The 13,229-nt window shown below is 49.6% G+C and carries 9 protein-coding genes; 3 read left to right on the forward strand and 6 right to left on the reverse strand.

Features of this window, described 5'->3' with window-relative positions; translation table 11 throughout:
• Nucleotides 1–403: 403 nt before the first annotated feature.
• The 6 genes from OCU21_RS04750 to OCU21_RS04775 form a co-directional block, all read right to left on the reverse strand.
• Nucleotides 404–988, reverse strand: coding sequence for a VanZ family protein (locus OCU21_RS04750; protein ID WP_261806319.1), 585 nt, complete (start codon nt 986–988; stop codon nt 404–406).
• 361 nt (nt 989–1,349) lie between these two features.
• Nucleotides 1,350–2,318 (reverse strand): class 1b ribonucleoside-diphosphate reductase subunit beta, encoded by a 969-nt coding sequence (nrdF, locus tag OCU21_RS04755; RefSeq protein ID WP_261806320.1) that lies wholly within the window; start codon nt 2,316–2,318, stop codon nt 1,350–1,352.
• Nucleotides 2,319–3,127: 809 nt separating this feature from the next.
• Nucleotides 3,128–5,293, reverse strand: coding sequence for a class 1b ribonucleoside-diphosphate reductase subunit alpha (nrdE, locus tag OCU21_RS04760; protein WP_261806321.1), 2,166 nt, complete (start codon nt 5,291–5,293; stop codon nt 3,128–3,130).
• Nucleotides 5,268–5,651 carry a class Ib ribonucleoside-diphosphate reductase assembly flavoprotein NrdI gene (nrdI, locus tag OCU21_RS04765; RefSeq protein WP_261806322.1) on the reverse strand — a complete coding sequence of 128 codons (384 nt, stop codon included), beginning with the start codon at nt 5,649–5,651 and terminating at the stop codon, nt 5,268–5,270. Before nrdI ends, nrdE begins: the two co-directional genes overlap by 26 nt.
• Nucleotides 5,652–5,891 carry a glutaredoxin-like protein NrdH gene (gene nrdH / locus OCU21_RS04770; protein WP_261806323.1) on the reverse strand — a complete coding sequence of 80 codons (240 nt, stop codon included), beginning with the start codon at nt 5,889–5,891 and terminating at the stop codon, nt 5,652–5,654.
• A gap of 1,329 nt (nt 5,892–7,220) precedes the next feature.
• A complete protein-coding gene (locus OCU21_RS04775; RefSeq protein WP_261806324.1) occupies nt 7,221–8,432 on the reverse strand; it encodes an aminotransferase-like domain-containing protein in 1,212 nt (403 codons plus the stop codon).
• Nucleotides 8,433–8,550: 118 nt separating this feature from the next.
• On the opposite strand from OCU21_RS04775, the gene OCU21_RS04780 reads away from it, so the two are divergent.
• The 3 genes from OCU21_RS04780 to brnQ all read left to right on the forward strand — a co-directional run bounded on the left by OCU21_RS04780 (nt 8,551) and on the right by brnQ (nt 12,528).
• Entirely contained in the window at nt 8,551–9,459 is a 909-nt protein-coding gene (locus OCU21_RS04780) for a LysR family transcriptional regulator (protein ID WP_261806325.1), read from the forward strand.
• A gap of 989 nt (nt 9,460–10,448) precedes the next feature.
• Complete coding sequence (locus OCU21_RS04785; RefSeq protein WP_261806326.1) at nt 10,449–11,072, forward strand: LVIS_2131 family protein; 624 nt, start codon at nt 10,449–10,451, stop codon at nt 11,070–11,072.
• A gap of 91 nt (nt 11,073–11,163) precedes the next feature.
• A complete protein-coding gene (gene brnQ / locus OCU21_RS04790; RefSeq protein ID WP_261806327.1) occupies nt 11,164–12,528 on the forward strand; it encodes a branched-chain amino acid transport system II carrier protein in 1,365 nt (454 codons plus the stop codon).
• Nucleotides 12,529–13,229: the final 701 nt, after the last annotated feature.

Here is a 13,229-nt window from a genome sequence, read left to right on the forward strand (position 1 = left end):
CGGGCGCCAACCTTGAGGCACTAGAAGTAAGCAATACTTTACTTATAGTAGTGATCCTCATTGTTGGCGCCCGCTGATTGTAACGTGCGGTACGCAACTGACTTCTGCACTTAACTGCGTCAGGCTTCCGGAAGCAGAACCTGCTTCCAAAATCCTGACTAGGTTAATACGCGAAGTCAACTCGTTGCGTACCGCACTCTTTTTTGAAACGTGCTCACCGCCCCAGTTCCCTGTGCTTAGCTACACAATTGTTTCGGAAGCAAAGTTCGGCTTCCAAAGCAATTGCTAGGCTAATGCTCGGGAGCTACCCGGGGTGGCTCGCACTCTGATTTGAAACAGAAAAATCAGATATGGTGTCGGCAGAATACGGCCAACCCAAGTGGTAGCGGTTATCACAGGTAGGTCAAGCGACGTGGAGGCGGTTCAACAAGCGTGGCCACCAGCGTTGGATCAGTTTGAATATCAGCCAACCCAGCAGGCCGCCGCTGGTGTTTAGAAGCAGATCGCTTAGATCGAAAACACGATTGCCTAAATAAAAATAATTCATGGCAAGTTGGGTACATTCAATGCTCAGTGAGGTAAGGAAGCCTAAGGCCAAATCATTGCGGAACTGCTGAAAACGGCGAACTAACAAGGGCGCTAGTAAGGTCAAGGGAGCCAACATGACCAGATTACCGAGATTTTGCGATACTTGATAGTTGAGAAAAGCGAAAGGGTCAAATTCAGTCAATAAAGTTTGCCGGCCAAAGTCGAGCTGGTGGATCGGAGAGCCGAGTGGAAAGATCAAGAAAGGGAAAACGGTCACGCTCAGTAGTAGATTCAAGTAGATCAACAGCAGGGCACTGACGCTTTGATGAGCCCAGCTGAGTTGGTTTTTGCGGAGATTACGGAGAACAAGCCAAAGCCATAACAGAACAAAAACCGGGATCATCGCGGTGGCCTGGACTTGTAACGGTGCAATGAAATCTTGTTTAGGACCATGGATCATGTACTCATCTCCTCACTAGAATTGACTGATCATTATTTTTAGAGGTTAGGATCGGCAGCGCAGGCGAAATCAATTTTTTAACTGGGCTGAGCGGTTGTTTACCAATAATTAGTCTAATCATAAGCGTTATCCAGTTGGGGTTCAAACAATAAGCCAGCGACGATCAAACAAAAACGTCGCTACCATCAGCATAGATCGTGACGTAGCGGCGTTATAACGGCCGGATTATTTTTAATTGTGCAGCACTATCAATGGTTCAGCGGGTTTGCTTTCGCTTGGTGATCTGGCGCCGCGGCAGCATTAGAAGTGTTAACGGCCCTTTTTTCGCGCCATTTTGCGCACCGGAGCTTACCTGTTCTGATTAGTCTTGTCGCCCGATCTCATAGTCGCTCGTCTTCATTGCGGCGACATGGCCGAGCAAGTAGCCATTGCCAACTTGGGAGAAGAAGTCGTGATTGGCCGTCCCAGTGGAGAGACCGTTCATCACGATCGGATTGACATCATCGGCAGTGTCTGGAAACAGCGGATCTTGCCCCAAGTTCATCAGCGCTTTATTGGCGTTATAACGGAGGAACGTTTTGACATCCTCTGTCCAGCCGACCTGATCATAAAGCGCCGCGGTATATTTCTCTTCGTTATCATAAAGATCGTAGAGTAAATTGTAGAGCCAATCCTTAAATTGACGTTGAGCCGCCGCGTCCAACTCGTTGAAACCCAGTTGGAATTTGTAGCCAATATAAGTCCCGTGGACCGACTCGTCGCGAATGATCAATTTAATGATTTCGGCGACATTGGCCAGCTTGTTGTTGCCCAAGTAATAAAGCGGCGTATAGAAGCCAGAATAGAACAGGAAGGTTTCCAGGAAAACGCTGGCGACCTTCTTCTCCAAAGGCGTGCCTGTTTGGTAAATCGAATTGACGAGCTCTGCTTTCCGCTGTAAATACTCATTGTGGTTGGTCCAAGTGAAAATCTCGGTGATTTCTTCACTGGTACAAAGGGTGCTAAAAATCGACGAATAGCTTTTGGCGTGGACCGATTCCATAAACTGGATATTGTTGAAAACCGCCAATTCCTGCGGTGTACGAATATCACGGCGCAGTTGCTCGATCCCGTCTTGGGATTGCAGCGTATCCAGCAAGGTCAAGCCGCCAAAAACATGATTGACCACTGTCTTCTCGGCGGTATTCAGTCCGCGCCAGTCGTCTAAGTCGTTGGACAAAGGAATCCGCGTATCGAGCCAGAATTGCTCGGTCAGTTTCTCCCAAGTCGCCTTATCAATGGCATCCTCGATGCTGTTCCAATTGATGGCCTCGTAATAAGTCTGAACCATTTGTTTTCCTCCTGATGGCCGTAAGACCACGGCTAAATTAAGTTTTCTGAAGTTTGTTTTCGTGTGATGGCAGGGTGTGCTGGGTGGTGCGGTGACGCAACCGCCTCAGGACGTTTGTCGTGGCTGGAGCGCGGTGGGCACTGTTTTGAGCCAATCCGCAAAGACTGCGGCTTGTCTCAAAATCAGGCCTTATTCTAAGCGATAAATCGCTAAGAATAACGTCACCGCTGAGCCACACGTCCTGAGGCGGTTGCTAGGCAGAATTGAGCCGATCTGCAATCAAGGCGAAGGACTTGACGAAGTGGTTTGGCGAGCTAGAGGTCAAACGCTTACCCTTTTGGGGTGGTACCGCGATGTCAACTGATTTGGATTAGTTGGTTGGTACAGCTTGCATTGGTTGAGCATCTTTACCTGCACCTTAACAATCCTTGGGTGGAAACCAATCGATTCAGCTGGTTTACCGAGAAGTGGGTCTGTTCATCAGACAGACTGCACTGGTGTCACCAATTTAAGGCTGGTGACCACTAACCATGGCCATCATTTGCGTGAAACTCCATCAATTGACCATAGCCTGTCAGTCGGCGTGAGTGCTCAAGCGACTGTTATAACGTTGAGCGGCTGAAGCGGAGAAATTCGGGGTGAGATCGCCGTGAAATTGTCCTTAGCGGCTGTGCCGCTTAGGACAAGGCCTGATTTTGAGACAAGCCGCGCACTTTGCGGATTGGCTCAAAACAGCGCCCACAGCGAGCTCACCCCGAATTTCGCAGCGCAAGCTGCGGCCAACCTCAACCTACTTTTTAGTCAAGCTATTAGATGATGCAGCTCTCGCAGTCGTTACTGCCGACTTCTTGCGCGTTATCGGTAAACGTGCGGACATAGTACAACGATTTGATTCCGCGATAAAAGGCGTAGTTCCGCAAAATACTCAGATCGCGGGTCGTTTGTTCCGGCTCATTTTTCCATTCGTAGAGACCGGCGGGAATCGTCGCCCGCAGAAACAAAGTCAAGCTCATGCCTTGATCCACGTGGACTTGCGCCGCCGCGTAAGTGTCAATCACCTTGCGCATATCAGTGTCGTAGGCCGACTTGTAGTATGGCAAAGTCTGGTTATCTAGCAGGGGCGCGGGGAAATACAGCTTGCCGTTTTTCTTCTCGGTGCGTTCTTCGATCAGGCGGGTGATCGGATGTAGACTGGCGCTGGTATCGTTGATGTAGGAAATCGAACCAGTCGGCGCCACGGCCAGACGATTTTGGTTGTAAAGGCCGTCTTGCTGGACTTTGGCCTGGAGTTCGGCCCAGTCAGCTGGTCCTGGTATGAAAATATGCTTGAACAGATCTTGGACTTTGGCCGTTTGTGGACCCCAATCCTGTTGGCGATATTGGTCAAAGTAGGAGCCATCCGCGTAGGCAGAGTCTGCGAAATCAGCGAAGGTTTCCTGGCGTTCGTGGGCCAGGTCGTTGCTGGCGACTAGGGTCCAATAATTGAGCAACATAAAATAAGTGCTGGTGAATTCTAGGGCTTCTGGTGAGCCATATTCAATGTGATTTTTGGCTAGGAAGGTGTGCAGGCCCATGGCGCCAAGACCGATGGCGTGGCTGCGCTGGTTGCCGTACGCGATTGTCGGGACGGCGGTGATGTTCGATGTGTCGGAAACAAAGGTCAGCGCGCGGACCATGGCGTTGACCGAGCGGCCGAAGTCAGGGCTGGCCATTAAGTTCAAAATATTCGTGGAACCGAGATTGCAACTCACATCGGTGCCCATTTTGACAAAATCTTGGGCGTCGTTCAATTGGGCTGGGGTTTGGACTTGGAGAATCTCGGAACAAAGGTTGCTCATCACGATCCGCCCCGGGATCGGATTGCTGCGATTGGCGGTGTCGATATTGAGGATATAAGGATAGCCGGATTCTTGCTGCAATTTGCTGATCTCATTTTCCAATTCCCGGGCCTGCAAATAATATTTGCGGATCTCAGGGTTGGCGACCATGCGCTCATATTCGGCGCTGATATCCACGTAGGAGAAGGGCTGGCCGTAAACGCGTTCCACGTCATAAGGGCTGAACAGCGCCATTTTCGCGTCAGCGCGCACCAATTCATAATATTTATCCGGAACGATCACGCCTAGGGATAGTGTTTTGACGCGGACCTTCTCGTCGGCGTTTTCTTTCTTGGCGGAAAGAAAGGCAATGATATCCGGGTGGAAAACATTCAAGTAAACAGCACCGGCGCCTTGACGTTGGCCCAATTGGTTGCTGTAACTGAAACTATCCTCCAGTAACTTCATCACCGGCAAAACTCCGCTAGAAGCGCCTTGGATCCCTTTGATCGGCGCGCCGGCCTCACGCAAGTTGGACAGGGTGATCCCCACGCCGCCGCCGATCCGGGACAACTGCAAGGCGCTGTTGACGCCGCGACCAATGCTGTTCATGTCGTCAGTGATCTGGATCAAGAAGCAGGACACGAACTCGCCGCGACGTTGACGCCCAGCGTTGAGGAAACTTGGCGTTGCTGGCTGATAACGCTGATGGATCATTTCGTCAGCCAATTGTTGCGCCAACGCTTCATCACCATCCGCGAAATAAAGGGCATTAAAAAGAACCCTATCTTCGAAATTTTCTAAGTAAAAATTGCCGTCATCGGTTTTCAACGCATACTGATTGTAAAATTTATAGGCCGCCATGAACGACTTGAAGGTGAAATGTTGGTCGCGCAGGTAAGCCGCCAGCTGGTCAATAAACGCGGGCGCATACTTGGCGATAAAATCAGGCTCTAGGAAATCATGAGCCAATAACCACTGGATCTTCTCATTGATCGTGGCAAATTTCCGCGTGTTCGGGGCCACATTTTCTGTGAGAAAAGCCTGTAAGGCCGCCTGATCCTTCCCCAAAGGAATCTGACCGTCAACGGGCCGATTCAATTCGTTATTTAATTTGAAGTACGTGATTTCATTAAGATCGAGACTTTTGAGACTCAAATTGGCGCACCACCTTTTGGAATTGGGCCACGTCAGCTGCGGTCCCGTTGAATTCGAAGTCGAAAGCCACGGGCACGTCTAAGCCGCGGGCGATGTCTTTAGCGTTGTGGATATACAGCTCGTTGAAATTGCGGTTGCCACCGCCGGCCACGCCTTGCAGATCACGGGCGTTATTCTGGTAGCCGAGAAATTCGATCACTGGCTCCAACATCTCGTCATCATAGGTCGGCACCACTAGCAAATAGGGCGCGTTCATCGCGTGGTAGGGATCAGCATCGGTGATCTCGTAAGCGTCCAGCCCTGTTTTAGCCAGGAACCGCCGCGTCTGCCCGGTGATCGAATAGAAAGCCAGCGCCATCTAACCGACCAACTTCTGTAAAGCTTCCGGACGAAAACCAACGATCGGCGCGTCTTGATCCTGACGGAAAACCAACGGCACACTGGCAAAGCCCTTTTCCCGCAAATAAGCAGCCGAAGCCGGATTCTCGCTGATATTTATCTCCTGAAAGTCGACTTGATGCTCGCTTAAATAACGCTTGGTCATTTTGCACTGCATACAGCCATCACGGGTATATAAGATGATTTTTTGCTTGTTCATAGGTAAAACCTCCCAATAATTTTGCAACGCAGTGGCCGCGACACGATTTTTCGCCGAGCGGACTAATTGTCGAGAGTGGTCAAAACTGCGTAAGTTGATGATTTTGATTATACCGACGCCAGCAAGAATACACAACATATTGTGCTCGAACAAATTTTCGTATACAAATTATTGTGTAAAGCCACGATTGTCGCTAACAGTCCCACTTTTCACCGCGCGGACCAGCGCAACAAAAAAAGTCTCGAACCCGCTGGATTCAAGACTTACCTGATACAAGTTAAAATCGTGTTACATTTTTTGCGGGAATTTATGCCTCGGCATTGCATATTATTAGATAGGTTGGTGTGATTTGGTTTTGAACTTGCACTTGATTGCAGGTGTAGGTGGGTGTTGCGCGTGAGCGCAACCGGCTGGGACTGCTGTTGCGGACTGGAACGTGGTGGGCGTCGTTTTGAGACAAGCCGCAAAAACCGCGGCTTGTCTCAAAATCGAGCCTTGTCCTAAGCGGCAAAGCCACCAAGGACAATTTCACCACTGAGCCGCGCAGTCCCAGCCGGTTGCTGAACAGAATTGAGCCTATCTGCAATCAGAGTTGGGTATCTGACGAAGTTTTTTTGCAAGCGAGAAATCAAACAGCTCCTTCTTTTGGGGTGGTCCGGCAATGTCAACTGAGTTTGTTCTTGAACCTGTGCTGATTGAGGACTTGTTGGTGACGCAACCGACCTAAGACGTTTGTCGTGGCTGGAAACGTGCCCACCGACCCAGCCGGTTGCTGAACAGAATTGAGCCGATCTGCAATCGAAGTGAAGGATTTGACGAAGTGCTTTTGCAAGCTAGAGGTCAAACCATTGCCCACTTTTGATGGTACGGCAAGGCCAACGGATTCGGATTAGAAGGTCGGGACATTTTGCGTAGGTTGAACATCTCTACTTGTTTCCTGAACGATTTATGAGTAAAAACCGACCGATCGAATTGATTTATCAAGAACTTGCCCCAGTTCATCAGACAGACTGTGCTGGTGTCACCAATCTAAAGCTGGTAACCACTAGCCACAGTCGTCGATTGCGTGGCTCCCCATCAATTGGCAATAGTTTGCCGGATGGCGTGAGTGCTCAAACGGCTGTTATAACGTTGAGCGGCTGGAGCGGAGAAATTCGGGGTGAGATCGCCGTGAAATTGTCCTTGGCGGCTCTGCCGCTTAGGACAAGGCCTGATTTTGAGACAAGCCGCGTACTTTGCGGATTGGCTCAAAACAGCGCCCACAGCGAGCTCACCCCGAATTTCGCAGCGCAAGCTGCGGCCAATCTACTTTTATCTGGAAATCTGCACCTAATTGGTTGCAACCGATTGGGTCTCGCACTGTGGCTTTTGCACGCGAAAGGCGTCGCAGAGGACCTTGATCCCCGCGTCGATCTGAGCGTGCGAGGCGCCAGCGTAACTGAGCCGCGCGCCGTTGTTGACATTTTTGCTGGCGTAGAGATTGGTCGAAGGCACGTAGAGAATGTGATCTTGCGGCCCGATTTCTGTCCGCAACAACTGATTGAGATCGACATTTTCCGGGCCAGTGACCCAGAGGAAGAAACCACCATTGGGTTGCGAAGTTTGCCAACCAGCAGGTAGATTGGCTTCAAGCGCGTTCAGCATCCAGTCGCGCCGTTGTTGGTAATCGGCTTGGACTTGTTGCAAATGGGCGCTGAAGTCATTATTGACCAAGTAATCGGCGACGATCTGTTGGATCAGCGCTGGTGATTCCAAGTCAGCGCCATCTTTCAAAAGCCGGATCTGGGTGTAGATGGGATCATCGGCGACGAGCCAGCCTAAGCGTAGGCCAGGCGCCAGGATTTTCGAGAAACTGCCCAGACTGATGACGTGACCACTGTGATCCAACGACCGTAGCGAAGGGAGATCAGCGCCGGAGTAGCGCAGATGTTTGTAGGGATCGTCTTCCAAAATATAGAAATCGTAATTTTGCGCCAATTGGACCAGCCGTTGGCGTTTGGTCAAGGACATGACGAAGCCGGTGGGATTCTGGAAATTAGGAACGGTGTAGAGAAATTTGATCGTGGTTTGCTTCAAAGCTCGCTCTAATAAGTCCAAGTCCAAACCGTCGGGAGACATGGGCAATTCCAAGTAGGTAGGCTCGTAAGCAGCGAAAGCAGCTAGGGCGCCAACATAGGTGGGAGCTTCAACGGCAATACGGTCGTGGGGATTCAGGAATAATTTCGCGACCAAGTCCAAGCCTTGTTGCGCGCCTTGGGTCAGCAGGATGTGGTGCGGATCCTCGGCGGCGCCTTCTTGAGCCAAGGCGGTGGCAATCAATTTGCGCAGTGGGTAATAGCCTTTGGCGTTGTGGTATTGTAATGGATTCTCTGTACCGTCTAACAGCACACGTTGGCTGCTGAGCGCTAATTCTTTTTTAGGAAAAAGTTTGGGATCGGGCAATCCCCCGGCAAAAGAAATCAGTTTAGCGTCAAAGTCAGGAATGAGGTCTTCGACACCTGTGTTGCTGGTCAATGCGGTCCGAGTTGCGAATGATTTCATTTTGATGACCTCCCTTAATTTTGGTTCAACAGTATGGTAAACTATTTTTAGACAATAGTAAATTTCAACTACTTGAATCTATGATGAATGTTTTTCACTCTAAAAGGAGCAAAAAGTGATGGCAATTTTTCAATACGAAGTCTTCGCTAAAGTTGTGGCTTGTCAAACCTTCAATCAAGCGGCGCAAGCCCTGCATGTGACGCCCAGCGCCATCAGCCATTCGATCAATCAATTCGAGACCGAGCTAGGCTTTCCTTTGTTTATTCGCCGCCGGACGGGGGTTGAGTTGACCAGCGACGGCCGAGCGATTTATCCGTTGGTCCAAGCGATCCTGAATATGGAGGCGCAATTGCAGCAGGTGGCGGCCAATATCCAGGGCTTGAATGCCGGTTCGATCCGGATCGGTGCTTTCAGCAGTGTTTGCATCAACTGGCTGCCGCCGGTGATCCAAGCTTTTCGCCAGCAGTTTCCCAGCATTGAGATCAGCATTATTCAAGGCACCTTCACCCAAATCGAGCAGATGGTGCGCCAAGGCCGCGTTGATCTGGGCTTTTCCACGTTGCCAGTGGATGACGACCTGATCGTTGAGCCGCTGTTGGCCGATCCGATCCGCTGCGTCACGCCTACCAGTTTCGTTCCCGCCAATCGGGAAAGCGTCACCTTGAACGATATTGGCAGCAGCCATTTTATTTTGCAACAGATCGATTACGACGGCGATACGAAAAAAGCCCTAGATCGTTACGACGTGACCACCAGCTCGATTTCCTATTCGATCGATGACCAATCGATCCTCTCATTAGTCGAAAGCGACCTCGGTTTGGGGATCCTGCCTGAGTTGGCGTTGCAAAAATTGACCGGCCGCGTCCACATCTATCCCTTTGACCAGCCGTTCCACCGCACGATCTGTTTGATCAGCAATAAGGTCCAAGCAAAAACGCCTTCGACTAGACTGATGATCGAAACGATCCGCCATCACTTAGCGGAAGTGTATGGTCCACGCTATCTGGGCAACGCACCACGAGCTTAGGGTGGGCAATTGAGTTGGACTGGGCTCCTATTCTTTATTTTCGCTTGATGGCAGGGTGTGCTGGGTGGTGCGCGTAGCGCAACCGGCTGGGACTGCTGTTGCGGACTGGAACGTGGTGGGCGTCGTTTGAAGCCAATCCGCAAAAAGTGCGGCTTGTCTTCAAATCGAGCCTTGTCCTAAGCGGCAAAGCCTCCAAGGACAATTTCACCACTGAGCCGCGCAGTCCCAGCCGGTTGCTGAACAGAATTGAGCTTATCTGCAATCGAGGTGAAGGATTTGACGAAGTGCTTTTGCGAGCTAGAGGTCAAACTATCCCCACTTTTTTGATGGTACGGCAATGCCAACGAATTCGGATTAGTTGGTCGGTACAGTTTGCGTAGGCGGGAAATCCTTACCAGTTTCTTCAACAATCCTTGGCAGGATACCGACCGAATTAGCCAATTCATCAAGATCATATCCTAGTTCATCAAGCAAACTGTACTGGTACCACCAATTTAAAACTGGTAACCACTAACCACGGCCGTCAATTGCGTGGATCCCCATCAATTAGTGATAGCTTGACGGATGGCGTGAGTGCTCAAACGGCTGTTATAACGTTGAGCGGCTGGAGCGGAGAAATTCGGGGTGAGATCGCCGTGAAAGGGTTGAGAGTGTGAGCCGACCTGGGTAGCTTCTGAGCATTAGCCTAGCAACTATTTTGGAGGCTGGGCTTTGCCTCCGGAATAGTTGCGTAGCTAAGCGGAGGAAGCTAGGTCGGCGAACACGTTTTGGTGGCTTTGCCACTTAGACCAAAGCTCAAAGTGACGCCCACAGCGAGCTCACCCTGAATTTCGCAGCGCAAGCTACGGCAATCTACTTTTCCCAGTTTTTCTAGCCAGCGCGGAAAGTTCGCGTTTCCAGAAAATTTCGCAGGAATGACCTTTGTTTCCGTGCAGGGGTTGGCAGAATAAGTTATAATTTTAAGTAGATGCTTTTGGGAGGTATTGAAAATGAATTTTGGCTGGAATTTGATTGGTATCGGTGCTTGGCTATTGTTGATGGTCTATCTTGTGATCATTATCCAGAACATTCGTCATCGGCATATTCGGATGATCGTGATGAACAAGAAAACATTCAGTTGGAAAGTCCTCAGTAAGGACCTGCTTTTGGTGGTGGTCTTTCTCGCGGGTTTTGTTTTCATGACGTATCAAACGCTGTTTAGTCGGGTCGAAGTGACAGCGCAAGATCGCGTGGAGGTCAAGTATACGACTGAGCCATTGGTACTGCAGACTAGTGGTGACACGGGGTACATGGTGACGGTGGCGCGTGGTGAGGGTCGCGAAGCAATCCAGACTTACACGTATTGGACAGAAGGTCATCGTAATCAGGTTAAGAGTATCCATGCTAGTATCGCCACAGGCAGTAAGCCGATCCCGATTGGTGCGAAGGTCTATCATTTTCCTAACAAGATGATCAAGAAGGCGGATAAGCAATATAATCAGGCGTTCGCGGCGCGGGTCGAAGCGACTTATAAGCCAGGATTCTGGAATGGCCTAGGCATGAAAGTGGGTCATAATGCTTTGGAATATACGATGATCCGGGTTCCTTCCAGCACTTTTGTTAGTGAAGACTAGTTTCGGGCAAAAAGTAGTCCAGTATTTTGTATGACCAACGATTTGGGGCTGTCATCATTGAGTTTAGTTGAGAAAGTTTTGGGGTAGTCATTTGGTAAAAGAGAAATTGAGTGTTCGTGATTTGGTTTTCACGGGTTCACTATTATTTGGGCTTTTCTTTGGTTCGGGAAATTTGATTTTTCCAGTGTCTTTAGGGCAACATGCGGGTCAAAATTTTTGGCCAGCTTTATTGGGTATGCTAGTTAGCGCGGTGGGATTACCATTATTGGGGGTTTGCGCAGTCGGAGTGACCCAAAGTAACGGCCTATTGGCGATCGCCAGTAAGGTCGGTCGTCATTTCGGTCGCATCTTTACGGTGTTGCTATATTTAATGATCGGTCCCTTGTTTATTTTGCCGCGGTTGGCCGATACGGCTTTTGTGATCAGCTTTGGTCCTTATACGACTGATCAGACGCAAACTTGGTTTTTGCTGGGGTTTTCGTTAGTCTTTCTAGGTGTGGCTTATTGGTTGTCGCGTAAACCGGCCAAGCTATTGATTTATGTCGGCAAGGTTTTGAATCCGTTGTTTCTACTGATTTTAGCCGGTTTGTTATTGGTTACATTTATTCAGCCACTGGGTGCTTTGGATCAACGAGCGTTGGGTGGGTACGCCAATCATCCTCTGAGCGCTGGCTTTAGTGTTGGCTATAATACGATGGATCTGTTGGCGGCGTTGGCTTTTGGGATCGTGATCGTCAATGCGGTGCGACAACGTGGTGTGACCACGCCTAAAATGATCGCGAAGGAAACGATTCGGGCCGGTTTGATCAGTACGGTCTTGATGAGTGTGATCTATGGTTGCTTGGCTTATTTAGGCGCCACCAGTGTTCAGGATTTTGGCGTTCAAACCAATGGCGCGGTCGTCTTGGCGATTGTCGCGGATCATTATTTTGGTAGTCTAGGTCAGCTGGTTTTAGGCGCCTTAGTCATCCTAGCTTGTTTGAAAACCGCAGTGGGCTTGATCACCTCGTTTGGCGAAACTTTTGAACAACTTTACCCACAAGTCGCTTATCAAAAGTGGATCTTACTGGTCAGTGGCATTGCAATCTTGATCGCCAATGTTGGCCTTGACCAATTGATCACCTACTCCGATACATTTTTGCTGTTCATGTATCCTTTGGCGATCGCTTTAGTGCTCAGCGCGTTGGCCACCGTTTTCGTGAAGCCACCACACCGCTGGGCCTATCGTGGACCAATGTTTTTGGTGATCGTGCCTGCGATTTTGGCAGCGGTGGCCAGCCTACCAGGAGACTTACTTGACGATTCGAAGATCTTAAGTCAATTAGTTTGGTGGAATGCCGCCTTGCCATTGTCCGACTATGGTGTTGGTTGGCTATTCCCCGCGATCTTAGGCTTATTGATCGGCCTTTTGTTAGATAATTTTTGGGATCCCCGTGATTCTCTAAGCGACCAGTGATGAGGCGATAACCACACCAAACGTGTATGGCTGCTTGAGAAAAAAAGCGCGGAGATTCATTGATCGTCTGATGGTTAGTCACGGTCATAATTTCTTCAAATTTTATTCGCGCAAGTAGCACAATTTGAGCAAATGCTTTTCAAACATTCAGGTTATAGTTATTAACATAGAAAGCAAAGGAAATGTAAGAGCACTTGCCCGGTGCGCTACAAGACCTTGTGATCTATAAACTCCAAACAAAACCCTAAACCTAAATAAGTCAGAATTGATTGCCCGTCAATGCTGACGATGTGCATAGTGGTTGCCCGCCACGAAGCACCTGTTGGTTCACACTTGCCCGGTGTGACTAACAACCAAATTTTTCTTCATTTTTTACTCCTCCCCTTAAATGAAAACGATTGCCATCTTGCCCGGATGCGCGATCGTTTTTTTGTCTGTGGAAGTGATTAGGCTGTCCACAGCTTACGCTGCGAGATTCGGGATGAGCTCACCCCCGAATCTCTCCGCTGTACCTGCTCAGTCATCCGTTCCAGTCTAAGCGATCCTGCCAGCTGATCAGCTGTGGCGCATACTTCGGCGAAGGACTTGTGTTGGTTTTAGAACTGGGCGCCGCTATTCAAAATCAGTTCCAATGATTGCCTGCGCTGTTTCAAGATCAGAACAGAAAAAAACGTCTCAAGGATCGAGACGTTTTCAATCGG

The sequence above is a fragment of the Lapidilactobacillus luobeiensis genome (genome assembly GCF_024345205.1).
GTDB lineage: Bacteria > Bacillota > Bacilli > Lactobacillales > Lactobacillaceae > Lapidilactobacillus > Lapidilactobacillus luobeiensis.